Here is a 14,734-nt window from a genome sequence, read left to right as displayed (position 1 = left end):
GCATAATAAGAAGAAACGCCTCACGGCGTTCTTTCTATAGACGCCATCGTTTCGTCGAAACGTATAGAGAAAGGATGAGCAAACTCATATCCATTCCTATACGTCAAAAAGAGCCGCAGCAACAAGCCTGCGACCCTTCCGAATGTAAGCAATCCGTAGTGGTTAAAGTAGGCGTCTTCTCGCGAATGGTTTAATCGTATGTGCATAATTGGACAGAGCTATCCCGTTCGCGGAAAATGCATGAACAATGCCAGCCATAGCAATCGGCAGCTGGCTAATACGGTTATTGACCATTTCGTGATTCACCTACTTCACCTCCCTTTTCGTTCAATTTCTAAAATAACATAAAAGGATCTGCTCGCGCAACCGCCTATTGCAAAATATGCTATCGGTTCGAGCTTAAATACTGCTGCCAAAGCTCCGACTGTTCATCTGTCATTGCGCCTGTGATACTGGAGAAATCCACTTGCTGCGCAAATTGGTTTTTAAGCAGGTCAAACTGCGCGTATGAGCCCGTAAACCTGCTCAAGGCCGGAAGCCTCGCTGCCGCAAGCAGTTGGCCCACCTGCTCGCTTCCTTGCAGCTCTAAGCTGCGGAGGCTGCCAATCTCTGCAATTGCCGCGAAATCTGCTACAGACACTTGCTCCAGCTTCAAATGCTCCAGTGCCCCGCAGCCCTTCAGGAACCCGACGTCCGGCAACGACACATTTTTCAAATGCAAGGACTTCAGACGGCCTAACCTTTCGATTGTATGAAGCTCCGGCAATGCATCCGCTACAATTCCTTCAATCGTCAGCTCTTGCAGCTGCTTGACATGCAGCAGCACTCGAAGCTGCTCTGCTTCGATGCCGGAAACGGAGAGTATGCGAAGCGCTCTCATCCGGCTAAGGGGAGAATAATCTCGCACGGCTGTTCCCTCAAGCTGCAGCTCCTTCAGCTTCGGAAGCTCTTCCAGAGGTGAAAGATCAACTACATTCGTCTTGGTGATATTCAGGAACTGCAAATGTTGAAGACTGGCAAGCGGTCTAATATTCGATACGGGGTTTCCTGCTAAGTAAAGCACCTTCACTTGCTTGCAACCGCGCAGCGGTTCGATATCAACAATATCATTTGCGGTCAGAACAAGCTCGCGCACTTCGGTGCAACGGCTAAGCGGAGCCGCGTCCGTTATGCCTTCACGGATCAGATAGAGCTGCTTTGCTTTGACGAATGCTTCGATTGAAGCCGCCTTCTTGTTCACGCGCACTCTCCAGTCCTCGCTCAGCGATTGCTCCCATGACTCAAGCTGTGTCTGCGAAGCATCAGCTTGCTCCTGTGAATGATAGAGAGGCAGCTTGAAGGAACGGACAGCATCGAAAAAATGACCGAACCCCTGCTCGCCATACATCCAATAGACGTAATCCTCGTCGTTATCTACCCTATAGTTTCCGGCCTTGACCGTGTCGCACATAAACCGAAGAAAATCCGCGAGACGGTGGGCAATCACATATTTCGTTTCCTCATCCCGACCGAAATTAATGACCTGACCGCTGATCCCCTCAGCATCAGGGTCCACATCGATGCCAAGATGATTGCCTCCTCCATCCTCGGCGATCGGCAGCCATCCACGGTTGATATAGTTCTCTTTGATCCATCCGGTTGGGATAGAGTAATGATTGCCCTCCTCCCCATAGTCCGCTTCTAAATCCGCCCAAACCTGCCACTCCGCTGCAAGCTCATCCAAGCTTAGAAAGCGAAGTCCAAAAAACAACCCGACTCCCATTCGTTTCTCGCCGTTGAAGGCCAAATATAGCTGCCGAAGGTCATCTGGAAACGTTAAGCCAAGACGCTGCTCAGCCGCAGCCAGTTCCAGCGGGGTTGCAGGCGGATTTAAGGAATCGGTTAACGAAGGGAGCTTTTCCTCCAATAAAGCTAAAAGCTCTTTCATATATGACACAATCATCATCGTATTCCCCTTTCCCGATCAATAGAGTTAGTCGAAAAGATTCGTTCCATCATCGCCTGATTCTAGCATTCGGAAATAAAAAGCTTGTGAAACTGAATGTACCGAAAATAGCGGGTAGAAGCAAGTTTCACGAGTAAGAAAGAATCTTCATGCATGCGTATGGAAAGCAAAAAGCGGCGATCGTCTAGGATATATTTTTTTCCTTTTTATGCATAAAAGAGAGAAGTCTGCGCATCCTATCTCCAGATTGTCATAACCTAGGAGGATAAGATGAAAAAAATCTTCATGATTGTTTGTTTGCTGCTTCTCACGCAGGCTGCCGGTGCAGCAGCAGCTATGACCAACTCCGAGCCAACTGCCCTGCTGATCCCGATCATCAATGGCGAAGGAAAACAGATCGGATCGGCCCAGCTTGTACAAAAGGCGGATAAAGTGTTTGTACATATCGAAGCGGAGAAGCTTGCCCCTGGCAAGCACGGCGTTCACTTTCATAGCGTAGGCAAATGCGATACGCCTGACTTCAAATCGGCAGGCGATCATTACAATCCCGGCGGCAAGCAGCATGGCTTCAACAACCCAAAAGGCTATCACAACGGAGATCTTCCGAATATTGAAGTCGGCGCAAATGGCAAAGTCATTGCCGATATCGCCAGCGCGGACGTCACTTTACTGAAAGACAAGCCAAATTCCCTGTTAAAGGAAGGCGGAACGTCGCTGATCATTCACGAGAAAGCCGATGATTATACGACCGATCCTTCAGGAAATTCAGGCAACCGCGTGGCATGCGGGATAATCAGTTAAGCCTAGGAAATAGACGAAGGCGTGAAAAAAGGAGAGAGCAGCGGTTGCTGCTCTCTCCTTTCATTTAGTTATCTATAAGCTCGCAAACGGTATGGTTGTATCCGCCCCAAAAATACAGATATCTCTTCCATTTGATTTTGAGCTTCATCCTGATTGGAAAGCACCCATCATCTCTGATCCATAATGGCAGCTTCACTCCTTCTCAGCGTATAAATGGAAACCGGAAAGTAAATACTTGGAAGAACCTCTATGAGGCAAGGAGAGAATATACGAAGATGCAGGAGACGGAAAAAATTTCGGGAAACCAGCTCGGCTTTTTACTGATAACGTTTGTAATTTCCACGATCATCTTAACGGTTCCCGGAATCATGGTGATGTTTGGCAAGCAAAATGCGTGGATATCGATTATTCCTGCATCCCTAACCGGCTTGCTAAGCATTTATGTGATGATTACGCTCTCCAACCGTTATCCCGGCTTAACGATCACCCAATACGGATCCAAAATCGTCGGTAAATGGCTAGGAAGATTGCTAGGGATCAATTACATTTATTATTGGTTTGTATCCATTTCAACCATTATCATGCAGCATTCCGGATTTGTAAATACGCTTCTATTGCCAAAGAGCCCCCCGATCGTAGCGAGTCTGACATTCTTGATTTTATGCAGCATAGCCGTTATAGCGGGGATTGAGGTTATCGCGAGATGCAATGAATTTCTTACCGTTATCATCTTGTTTTTTTTGATCCCTCTATTAATTCTGTCGGCCGTGCAAGGAGACGCCAATCAACTAAAGCCTATTTTAGGAGAAGGCATGATCCCCGTATTGCAAGGTTCTGTGAGCCCAGCAGGCGGATTTATGAATCAACTCTTTATCCTCGGATGGCTCCTGCCTTACTTGAATCAACCTCAAAAGGCTCGCAAAGCTTCGTTAATTGCGCTCGCCAGTATTTCCGTGCTTATTATCACTGTTATTTTGCTAACGATTACAGTCCTCGGTCCGTTGACGGGCAAACTGACCTATTCCTTCTTAAGCGTGATCCAATATATCGGTATTGCCGGCTCTTTTGAACGCCTGGAAGCACTCGCTGTATCCATTTGGGTGTTGGGATGTTTTGTAAAGGTATCGGTGTCTTTGTTTATTTTATGCTTGTGCGCAAGCCAGCTTTTCGGACTCCGAAATTACAGAGATATCGTATTGCCCATATCGCTGTTGTCCCTCATAGGCTCAGCATGGATATTCAAAAACGCATCGGAGCTTCTGAACTATCTCGCTTTTACTTTCCCGCTCTTGGCTTTTTTCAATCAAAGTCTTTTACCGTTGTCACTGCTAATGATCGATACCATAAAAAGAAAAACGCGCCAATCACTGCTTTAATAGCATTTTTCCGATAGGCTCCAATATCATTTTGGCTGGTTCCGTAAAGCTTGGCAGATCCATTCGTGCGAGTAATAGAGAACCCAATATAGCGGATACGCCCAATAAACTACCGTAAACCGCTGCTTCCTTGTTTTTTTCCTGGCTTGCCAGGGCTTTGATGCGAATAACGGACCATACTGCCAATCCAAGTAAATACCCCGCTATTTCTATGATCATTTTATGGTCTCCTTATCTTTCAATTGCAGAGGAGGACCTGCCATCCCAGCTCCATTAATGCTTAGCCTTACATCGATCGAAATATCTACCATGGGATACTTGCTGTCCCATTGATCCTTCAACGCTTTCCACGCCTTCGGCTTATTCCGGTGTATTTCTTGACCGAAACCGGTACTGTCTACTTTGTATCGCTTTTGGATCTTGGTTAATGCTTTCCTGATTTGTAGCTCAAGCGATTTCTCCAAAGCATGCTGTACAAGCAGAAGATTCTGAGGCCGGCTAATATCCAAACGGGTATTATTTTCGACAAAGCTTCCTTGCCCATGCAATTGAAGGTTGACTTTGATTTTATCCCCGCTTACCTCCGACGTGATTTTTCGCTCTGCATGAGACAAAACGATCCCCACCGTTCCACCACGATCAGGTAACGCGGCGTTGATTCTGCCTAACCTCATTCGATTCGTTGCCCACATCAATCCGCTCGTTTCTGCATCATCTAGAAAACCGATTAATTTTAAGTCTTTAAAAACAGCCGTACCGGTCAGATTGAATATTTTATTTTTGTTTCCTTTTGTGACTTCGGAAGCACTCTCAGGTTCTATGACTCCCATGACTGGACTGATGCCATCACTTGATGCTGCTATAAAAAAGTCTCGCAAAGTAACCGCCAAGCCGCTTCCCGATATTTCCATCTCCTTCACTGCTTCTGTTGGTACTTGTTCAAAAGGATATTTCGTTAGGAGAACGTCCTGGCCTCTCCCCCCTTTTACGATCATGATATAGGTTTTCAATCGTTGACGCGGATCGTGGCTGAAAACATCGAGAACATCATCAATCCCATGCCTGCCTAACGATTCACCTATAAAAATCACGCTGCGATGGGCGGTGAACAACCTGCGGGAGCTTTTATTTTGAATTTTATGAAAAGCCTCATTGGCATTCTTCCCAGTGGCTGATAAGACAAAAAACTTATCCTGCTGACCGCTCCCTCCGCCCCCAGTACCGCCTTGACTGGAAGAAGGGATGGCAATCTGTAACGATAATAAATATTCCCCCTCATCAGATAAATCAAATGCCGCGCCCAAAATAAACGCAAGGTCATTGATTTCTGTGCGGTCCCAACAGCCGCTTGTGATCAATACGGTGAATAATAGCCCGATGCACAGAAATGGTTTCATACTCAAGTCCATATCCCTTTCTTCATCACTTCGAAATGCCTAATTGTTCTCCGACGGCTGTTTCCCTTGGGATGGGCCAGGTTTCTGGCCTGCCGGCTCACGAACCGGATTGCTCATTCCCGTCGCATGCGGACGGCCTGTTTTGGCCCATATCGGCGCTCGGATGATGACATCCTTCAAACTCGCGAGGGTAAGTGGGGCGACGGGCGTAAAATAGGGAACGCCAAATGAACGAAGCATTGCAACATGCAGCAGAATGCCCAGAAACCCAAGTACAATGCCATAAAGTCCAAGCGTGCCCGCCAAAAAAAGCATCGGAAATCGAAGCAGCCTGATTCCGTTCGCAAAGCTGTAACGCGGAATCGTAAATGCCGCGATACCCGTGATCGATACGATGATGACGACAGGAGCAGATATGATTCCCGCTTCCACGGCAGCCTGTCCAATGACCAACGCACCTACAATGCTGACTGCCTGCCCAATTTGTTTCGGCAATCGAATCCCTGCCTCCCGCAACGCCTCAAATATGATTTCCATTAACAGGGCTTCAATCAGTGCCGGAAACGGGACAGCTTCTCTGGAGGACGCAAGGCTTAGGACGAGATTAGTCGGAATCATTTCCTGATGGAAGGTCGTTACCGCAACGTATAGGGGTGGAGCAAATATCGCGATGGCCGTAAATAGAAATCTAACCCACCGTACAAATGTTGCGATGGGCCAGCGCACATAATAATCTTCGCTTGCCTGAAGCCCGGTCCAAAATGTCATAGGAGCAATTAATGCAAATGGGCTGGTATCCACTAGAATGGCTACTTTCCCTTCCAATAGCTCTGCAGCTACAACATCAGGCCGCTCCGTGCTGTGCAAGAGAGGAAAAGGAGAATAAGGACTATCCTCGATAAATTCTTCAATGTAGGCTGAATCAAGAATTCCGTCAATTTGAATGCGCGATACCCTTTTTCGAACTTCCTCAATGAGTGATTCAGAAGCGATGCCAACGATATACGTGAGGATGACTTCCGTTTGGGAAAGCTCCCCAATCGTAATGGATTCCATTTTCAGCCTCGATGATTTAAGTCTGCTCCGTATTAACCCTATATTTGTTGAAATATTCTCGATGAATCCATCTCTCGGACCGCGAATGACAGGTTCAGAGGAAGGCTCTTCTAAGCTTCGCTGTTTATTGCCGTTAACCTTAACCATCATCGCATTGCTGTCCGCTCTCGTAAGAACGATAGCATGGCCTTTTAGCACATGACGAACAATGTCGGTTACATTGGATGACAAATTCGTTGATGCTGCAGAGATGATCTGATCATCCAACTCCTCTGCTTGCGTATCGAATTCTTGCTGTTTTGACGTATTGGAAATCAAAGGTTTCAATATATGTTCGTCAACTATCTGTTCGTCAACTAAACTTTCGAGGAATATGACAAGCCACAGCGCTTGTTCAGCCATCCCAATTTTACGAAATACGATATCGGAGCTGTTGTGGAAAATACGTCTAAAAATCAATTCATTTTGCTCTAAATCCAAAGTCAGCCTGGGGCTCTCTTCATCTTCAGAATGATAATCCTCCGGTATAGTTGGATACTCTGGCTCTTTGTGCATCCATTTCCTAAACCTTTTCACTGATTAGACCTCCCCACGAAAGAACGATACCTATATCTTCCCATTATTCGGAAATAATATGCTATCGCTAGCGAAGGCCATAGTCACAGGCAGGCGGATAAGCTATTTATCAACTCGTATAAGCAAAAAAGCAGCTGACCTATGTAGGATAAATAGTATTGCAAACAATGAAAAGCGATTAACGTGTAGGAATTATATCGTACCCAGGGAGCTTAATAAAAAGAGCAGGCCACCGCAGCGCCCGCTCATCTCTCATCCCATTATGTTAGTTAACTGTTGTTGCCTGAAAAAGCCGCCGATACATGTTACTGTGAGCAATACTGAATCTAATCTTTCAATTGCTCCCAAGCCTGTTCGATATCGGCAACGAGCTCCCGCGGGTCTTCTATGCCGACATATAATCTGACGATCGCGACCGGCTTATTACCGGCTTTGTCGTCGTTCGTATGGCGATTGACCGTAACCAAGCTTTCGAATCCGCCCCAACTTACACCGATTTTGAAATACTTCAGCCGGTTTGCCCAATCCTTCATTCGTTCAGTGGATTCATTCGACAGAAAGGAGAACAAGCTGCTGGCCCCCGACATCTGGCGCCGCCCCAGTTCATGCTGCGGATGGGAGGAGAAGCCCGGATGGTTGACGCGGGTGACAAAGCTTAGCTTGGCGATATGCTCAGCGACATAAAGTCCGCTCTCTTCATGCCGTTGCATGCGCAGCGGCAGCGTCCGAATGCCTTTCGCTACGAGCGCGGCCGATTGCGGAGTCATAATGCCGCCGAGCAGCATATACTCATTATTCGCAATCCGATCTACAAGCTCCTTCGAGCCCAGCACGACGCCGCCGATACAATCGCTGTGTCCGCCGATATATTTAGTGATGGAATGCACCACTAGATCAATACCCAACGTGGTCGGGTTTTGAAAGCATGGTGTTGCCCAAGTATTATCGATAATGGTTACGGCGCCTATGCTATGGGCTAACTCCGCGCAATGCTTTAGGTCCTGCAGTTCAAAGTACAACGTCGTAGGACTCTCCAAATAGAACAGCTTCGTATTGGGACGCACGGCACTGCGCCACTCTTCATTCGAGCTACCGTTGATAAACGTGGTTTCCACGCCGAACCGGCTCATATAAGAGCCGAGAAACTCCTTAGTCGGACCGTATGCTTGATTAACGCAGATGACATGATCGCCTTGCGAAACAACGGACATAATGGCCGAGGAAATGGCAGCCATACCCGATGCAAAACATTTGGCGGATTCGGCTTCTTCCAAATCCGCCAGTTTCATCTCCAAATATTGAACCGTCGGGTTGTTCCCGCGCGAGTAGATGTGATGGTTTTGCTGCGCTTTCATCGCTTCGTCGAACTGTTCGTAGCTCGGAAAGGCAAACAGGCTGTTCTGATAAATCGGTACATGTATAGCGCCATGATGTCTAGCATCCAGCGGATCGTAAGCTGCTTTGGTGAATTTATTCTCTAGTTTGCTCATCCTTTTTCTGCTCCTTGCGTCAAACCTTCCACAATGAATCGTTGTGCGAAAGCAAATAATAAAATGGTTGGAATGATCGATAATACCGCTCCGGCCGACATTGCTCCCCAATCCACGTCAAATTTCAGGATAAATGAGTTCATCGCAACCGGCAGTGTCTTAAGCGCGTCATTATCGATGAACATGACCGCCAGAAACAGCTCATTCCAGTTTTGAACGAAAGCGAATATAAATGTCGAAGCGATCCCCGGCAACATGACCGGAATAATGATTCTCACCAATGCCGTCCACCTCGAGCATCCGTCGATCATCGCTGCTTCTTCCAGACTAGACGGGATTCGCTCGAAGAAACCGCGAAGCATGATGGTTGAGAAAGGGATAAGGCCAACGGTGTACATAAGAACGAGCGAAATCCGGTTATTGATTAACCCCATATTGCTCATCATTAAATATAGCGGAGCAAGGGCAACAAAGCCGGGAAGCATTTGCGTTGCAAAGAATGCAAGCATGATTTGCCTATGTCCCCGAAATTTAAAGCGGGCGAGCACGTAAGCGCTTAATATAGCGATAACGAGCACGATTATCGCCGAAGTAATGGCTACCAGCAAGCTGTTGCCGATGTAAATGTGGAACTTTGATATTTTGAAAATATGAATGTAATTGTCCAATGTAAGTCTTTCAGGCCAATATTTCAGCGGAAATGAGAATATATCCTTCTGCGGCTTGAGCGATGTGATGACGATCCAATACAGCGGGAAAACCATGACCAGCAAATAAATGGCCAGATAAATAACTTTGGACATTCCGAATAGTCGCAGCTTCATTAGAAATCCCCCGCTTTCTCCGCCTTGGTGACTGATAGGAAGAAGATCGTGTAGAGCAGCAAAATAACGATCATAATGATTCCGATGGCAGAGGCCGCTCCGTAATCTCCTGCATAAATAATTTTATCCAGCATCAATGAAGAGAGAATATGCGTGCTGCCTGCAGGTCCCCCGTTCGTCAATCCGTATATAATCGTCGGATCGTTGAATATCCAAATCGCCCTTAACAGCGTGGTCGCAATGATCGTCGGCATAATATAAGGCAGCGTGACATTCCACAGCTTGCGGAAGCTGCTTGCGCCATCCATAACCGCCGCTTCATAAAGCTCGGAAGGCACGGATTGCAAAGCTGCCAAAAGCATAATGGCGAAAAACGCCACACCATACCATACGTTGGCGATAATGACGGATGTCATCGCCCATTTCGGATCCGACAGAAAGCCGATTCGCTCATGAATAATACCTAGTTGGAGCAAAATATCGTTTATGACGCCGATCTGAGAGTTGAACATCCACTTCCATATCATTCCTATCAGGAAGCCGGACAACGCCCAAGAATAAAACACGAAGCCTTGGTAAATCCCCCGCCCTTTGAACGGCTTCTTGAGCAGAAGCGCAAGCGTAAACCCGAATAAAAATTGAAAAATGAGCGAGAAGAATACCCAGTAGGCGCTATTCTGCATAGCCATTAAAAATTTAGGGTCGCTAAAGGCATTCTTAAAGTTTCCCAGCCCGATGAAATGGACATTTCTCAAATCGAAAAGCTTATAATCCTGGAAAGCCATAATGATGCCTTTAAGGAACGGGTAATAGGTGAACGCCAGCACAAGCAGTAAGGCGGGAATCAACCCAGATAGAATAAACACCTTTTGTTTTTTCATTTCCGCACCGCCTTTCGTGGATAAAGTATGATGGGCGGCAACAATTTCGCCACCCATCATACCTATGCACCTTATTATTTTAATTTCGCTTTCTGATCAACCCAGTATTCGTCCCATTTCTTAAGCGTATCGTCAAGGCCTGAACTGCCGAGCAGCAGCGATTGTCCAGATTCCATCGCAACTTGGCCCCATTGTGCGTTGCCTGGGTATTGGAACGCAGGCTTGAAGTTCACGAACACATCCGGATTGTTGGACATTTCAATAAGCGTTTTGTACGGACCGGTTTTGAAAAACTCGTCTTCCGCAGCACTGGAATGGATCGGAATCAATCCGTAATCCTTGGAGAACGCCGTGTTTGCGTCAGGGCTTGAGAGGAATTCAATCAGCTTCCAAGCTTCTTCCTTATGCTCGGAATGGGTTGCGATTCCCCAGCCAGCTCCGCCAGCTGCGAACAGCGCTTTGCCAGTCGGCCCAGTTACGAGTGGAGCCGTTGCCCAAGTGCCTTCGGTCATCTTCTCCTGCAAAGATTGGATAACGTCTGGATCCTGCAGAAGAATGCCGGTTACGCCTGAAGTGAAAGCCTGTACTTGCTCTTGGAAGCCCCAGTTGATTGAATCCGGAGGCGAAGCGTCTTTGTAGAGCTTTAGGTAAAGCTCCATGCCTGCTTTCGCTTCAGGCGTGGAATAAACCGTTGCGCCGTCTTTCGTGAACATGGAATCCTCCAGGTTCACTTTGTCTCCGTTGTAAGCAAGAATGATAGCGTCCGTAGTGCCCGTGGAGCCCGCGCCGCCGCGGAAAGAGAAACCGAAACGGTTTTTGGCAGGATCCGTTAATTTCTTCGAAACTTCATACAGTTCCTCCCAAGTTGTCGGAGGATTTAGACCCGCCTCTTTCAGCCAGTCCGAACGGTAGAACATTTGTCTTTCATAGAGGCCGTTTGGTACAAAATACAGTTTGTCGCCTATCGAGCCGACCGACTTGGATACGGCGCTCACCGTAGCGAAATCGCTCCACTTGTCCGTGTAAGCGTTAAGCGGTTCGAGATACTCGTTGTTCACATACTCGGCAACGTTCAAATCCCGTGCTTCCAGAACGTCAATCTGTTCATTGGATGCGAGCATTGTTCTGATTTTATTGTCCGCCTGATCAAATGGCGGCGAGATAAATTCTACTTTAATGTTCGGATTGGCCTCCTCGAATTTGGTGACCAGTGCTTGAATCAATTCGGTTCTCTTGGGACTTGTCAAACTTTCAATCATGCGAAGCGTGATCTTCTCGCCGTCCGTTTTTCCGCCTTCATCTTCGTTCTTACTGCTGCATCCCGCCAACAGACCGATCGTCAATACGGCACATAACAGCAAAGCCAACACTTTATTGCGCGTTCTCATCGATTAAAATCCCCCTTTAAATCACATGTATCACACAGTCATCCTGTCTGATAGGTAGATTATATTGAAAGCGCTTTATCTTGTCAACACATAATAAAGCGCTCCTTATTAAAAGCTTTTGATCTTTTCTTCGATGCAATCCATCATTTTGTTAAACTCCTCCAGCGCTCCTGCCGTATCATGGGCGGCAACAGCAACGAACATCGTGCGATGATAAGGATACGTCTCGTCGAAAAGCTGTTTTTCGCCTAGCGGCTCATTGAAAAACTTCTCGTATAATCCAGAGAAGGAATCCATCACGGTTTCGAGAATCGGATTATGGGCGGCTTTGATGATGTACCGGTGGAAAGCAAGATCAATCTGAGACGTATCCTTGCTGCTCTCCTTCAAAGCCTGATACCGCTCAAGACATAGCTCCAATTCCTTGATTTGGGCCACCGTAATGTTTTTAGATGCCAGCTCCACCGCCTTGCCTTCCAGCGCTCTGCGAATGTCAAGCGTGTTCAGCAAGTATTGGCGCTCCCGCTCGATTTTAACTTTCCCCGTAAAGCGGAACGTGTCGACATCCCGGACAAAAATGCCCTTGCCGTTTTCCACGCGAACGATATCAATGGCCTCCAAGTATCGCAAAGCTTCCCGCAGCGAGGATCGGCCGACGCCGAACATTTGTGTCATTTCCTCAACGGACGGAAGCTTGTCTCCTTCTTGAAGGTTCTTCTCCTGAATATAATTTTGAATTTCCTGGGATACCAATTCATGCACAAGTAATTTTTGAATTTTCGCCATAGCCTTCTTCCCACTCCTCACCTTACTACCTGTCCGATAGGTTAACCTAAAAGTAAATCTTAAGATACTGTTCTAGGAATGTCAATTGAGGAATCACGCAAACCGCTAAGTTGGAATCCTTTTTCTCATTACCAGCAATAGTGAATTCGTTACGAGAATTAAGCAATAGCCAAATATGGCTTGGATTTCGGTCTTTGCATAGCTGCTCAAGAAATCTTAACTGCATACAACTATATGTGTCGAATACTATATTTCATTGAACAGCCTGCTGGTCAAAAAAAATCGCGAAGCCGGCTGCTTCGCGATTTCCATGCCTATAAACGCTTCAGGAACGATACGATCGTCAGAAGCCCTTTATCGAAATTTTCCAGATTAAAATGTTCATTCGGCGCATGCAGATTCTCGTCCGGAAGACCGAAGCCCATCATCACGACAGGAGCCGCCAGTTCGCGGGAGAAGGTTTCGACGATCGGAATTGAACCGCCGTCTTTCGTAAACAGCGCTCGCGTGCCGTAAACATCTTCATAAGCATCCGCTGCCAGCTGCAGCATTCGGTCGGAAGGATCGATATTGAAAGCGCGGGCCTTCTCGCCGTCTTTGATTTGCAGCTTGGCTCCGGGCTGAATATGCTTCTCCAAATGCCGTTTAATCTTGTCTAGAATGTCCTGCGGGTCCTGGTCACCAACTAGGCGGCACGTAATCTTAGCATGCGCTTCCTTCGGAATGACCGTCTTGGTGCCTTCACCCTGAAATCCGCCGTAAACGCCGTTCAGTTCAAGCGTAGGCCTCGCTCCAACGCGTTCCACAAAGGAGAAGCCATCTTCGCCGTACAACGAATCAAGACCCAGACTTGCCTTCAATTGATCTTCATCCAGCATCTGTTTGGCAAATTCTTCTCTCATGAGCGATGAAAGCTCCGGCACGCCTTCATAGAATCCGTCGACGCTTACGCCTCCCTGATCATCATGCAAAGTCGCAAGCAGCGAGACGAGGGCATGAAGTGCGTTGGGAACGCCTCCGCCGAATGATCCGGAGTGCAAATCCGTATTCGCGGTGTTTACAGTGACCTCAAGCGAGCACAATCCCCGAAGCCCCGTGCTGATGGCGGGCTTGCCCGGCTCGAGCAGCGATGTGTCCGAAATCAGGATAACGTCGGAGGCTAGCTTGTCCCGATTCGCCGTCAAGAAAGGAGGAAGGCTCCGGCTGGAAATTTCTTCTTCGCCTTCGATGCATAGCTTGATATTAACCGGAAGCTTCTCTTCCTGCTTCAATATAGCTTCTATCGCTTTGATATGTAGAAAGACTTGCCCTTTATCGTCCGTCGCTCCTCGGGCATACAGCTTGCCGTCCCGGATATCCGGCTCAAAAGGTGGCGTCGTCCATAAATGCAGCGGATCGACTGGCTGCACGTCATAATGACCGTATACAAGCACGGTTGGTTTACCGGGAGCATGAAGATGATCGGCATACACGATCGGATGACCGCCCGTTTGATGCACTTCCACGTTCTCAAGACCCGCGCGGGTGAGCGTGTCCGCAAGCCATTCGGCCGCTTTGTTCAAATCCGCTTTATGCGCGGACAGTGCGGATATGCTCGGTATGGACAACCATTGCTTCAGCTCATCCAATTGCTGTTCCCTTATGCTTTGAAAATAGGCTTCATAACTCATCTGTGATTCCATCCTCCCGTTCAATTTATGTCCCTATCATATACCCCCGCCAAGTAAATATACCTAAAGCTCAGCATTGATTGTTGGTGTTGTTTTCTTTCATTTAACTTGTCACGAATAATGAAACCATTCTAAGCCTACATGAAGTATAGGAATAATTCAAGAATCCTGTGTGATATAGATGTATAAGAAAAATTTTTCAATTGCTCAATGAATGTGTGCTTGAAGAAAATAAAGTCTGTGGCTATTTGAACTATTCCCTTGATAAATCCATCACCAGAATAGCCGTTTACAAATATGCACAAATATACAAATTCATCCAAGTAGACGAGTTGCCGTTTGCTACCGTCTAAGAAATGTTCGAACTTGCAAAATAGTAGTTTCTAAATTTCCGACCACTCAAATTTATAATTTTACAACAAATATATTGACTCGGTAAATTAGGAATAGTATCCTTTTCTAGCCACAAATGTAAGTAACGAATATATTGAGAGACCGTAATTTAATATTACTAACAACGTTGACAGTTAGTTTGATTGCTTCA

General features: G+C 47.0%; 13 protein-coding genes. 2 read left to right on the top strand and 11 right to left on the bottom strand.

Annotated features, from left to right (window positions below; all coding sequences use genetic code 11):
* Positions 1-162: 162 nt before the first annotated feature.
* Entirely contained in the window at positions 163-306 is a 144-nt protein-coding gene (locus tag FHS16_RS24190; protein WP_183568987.1) for a hypothetical protein, read from the bottom strand.
* Positions 307-385: 79 nt separating this feature from the next.
* Positions 386-1,945 carry an SMI1/KNR4 family protein gene (locus FHS16_RS24185; protein ID WP_183568985.1) on the bottom strand — a complete coding sequence of 520 codons (1,560 nt, stop codon included), beginning with the start codon at positions 1,943-1,945 and terminating at the stop codon, positions 386-388.
* 270 nt (positions 1,946-2,215) lie between these two features.
* Here FHS16_RS24185 and FHS16_RS24180 point away from each other — a divergent pair, with 270 nt between their 5' ends.
* Together FHS16_RS24180 and FHS16_RS24175 are read left to right on the top strand one after the other, a co-directional pair.
* Positions 2,216-2,746, top strand: coding sequence for a superoxide dismutase family protein (locus FHS16_RS24180; RefSeq protein ID WP_183568983.1), 531 nt, complete (start codon positions 2,216-2,218; stop codon positions 2,744-2,746).
* Between the two features lie 275 nt (positions 2,747-3,021).
* The gene (locus FHS16_RS24175) at positions 3,022-4,122 is read left to right on the top strand and encodes a GerAB/ArcD/ProY family transporter (protein WP_183568981.1); all 1,101 of its coding nucleotides are present in this window, start codon (positions 3,022-3,024) and stop codon (positions 4,120-4,122) included.
* Here FHS16_RS24175 and FHS16_RS24170 read toward each other — a convergent pair.
* The 9 genes from FHS16_RS24170 to FHS16_RS24130 form a co-directional block, all read right to left on the bottom strand.
* A complete protein-coding gene (locus FHS16_RS24170; protein WP_183568979.1) occupies positions 4,111-4,341 on the bottom strand; it encodes a hypothetical protein in 231 nt (76 codons plus the stop codon). The two genes, FHS16_RS24175 and FHS16_RS24170, sit on opposite strands and share 12 nt — an antisense overlap.
* Positions 4,338-5,519, bottom strand: a complete 1,182-nt coding sequence (locus FHS16_RS24165; protein WP_246431940.1) for a Ger(x)C family spore germination protein — start codon at positions 5,517-5,519, stop codon at positions 4,338-4,340. Before FHS16_RS24165 ends, FHS16_RS24170 begins: the two co-directional genes overlap by 4 nt.
* 39 nt (positions 5,520-5,558) lie before the next feature.
* Positions 5,559-7,151, bottom strand: a complete 1,593-nt coding sequence (locus FHS16_RS24160) for a spore germination protein (protein WP_312891066.1) — start codon at positions 7,149-7,151, stop codon at positions 5,559-5,561.
* A 326-nt stretch (positions 7,152-7,477) separates the two neighbouring features.
* Entirely contained in the window at positions 7,478-8,641 is a 1,164-nt protein-coding gene (locus tag FHS16_RS24155; RefSeq protein ID WP_183568975.1) for a trans-sulfuration enzyme family protein, read from the bottom strand.
* Positions 8,638-9,465 (bottom strand): carbohydrate ABC transporter permease, encoded by an 828-nt coding sequence (locus FHS16_RS24150; RefSeq protein WP_183568973.1) that lies wholly within the window; start codon positions 9,463-9,465, stop codon positions 8,638-8,640. Before FHS16_RS24150 ends, FHS16_RS24155 begins: the two co-directional genes overlap by 4 nt.
* The gene (locus FHS16_RS24145; protein WP_246431931.1) at positions 9,465-10,406 is read right to left on the bottom strand and encodes a carbohydrate ABC transporter permease; all 942 of its coding nucleotides are present in this window, start codon (positions 10,404-10,406) and stop codon (positions 9,465-9,467) included. The genes FHS16_RS24150 and FHS16_RS24145 overlap by 1 nt, the downstream gene beginning before the upstream one ends.
* A 14-nt stretch (positions 10,407-10,420) precedes the next feature.
* Positions 10,421-11,734, bottom strand: a complete 1,314-nt coding sequence (locus FHS16_RS24140) for an ABC transporter substrate-binding protein (RefSeq protein ID WP_183568969.1) — start codon at positions 11,732-11,734, stop codon at positions 10,421-10,423.
* Between the two features lie 108 nt (positions 11,735-11,842).
* On the bottom strand, positions 11,843-12,520 hold the full coding sequence (locus FHS16_RS24135) for a FadR/GntR family transcriptional regulator (RefSeq protein WP_183568967.1): 678 nt from the start codon (positions 12,518-12,520) through the stop codon (positions 11,843-11,845).
* Between the two features lie 314 nt (positions 12,521-12,834).
* Positions 12,835-14,190, bottom strand: coding sequence for a dipeptidase (locus FHS16_RS24130; RefSeq protein WP_183568965.1), 1,356 nt, complete (start codon positions 14,188-14,190; stop codon positions 12,835-12,837).
* Positions 14,191-14,734: the final 544 nt, after the last annotated feature.

This window comes from Paenibacillus endophyticus, assembly GCF_014192395.1.
Classification (GTDB): Bacteria; Bacillota; Bacilli; order Paenibacillales; family Paenibacillaceae; genus Pristimantibacillus; species Pristimantibacillus endophyticus.
This window is presented reverse-complemented; position numbering and strand designations above follow the sequence as displayed.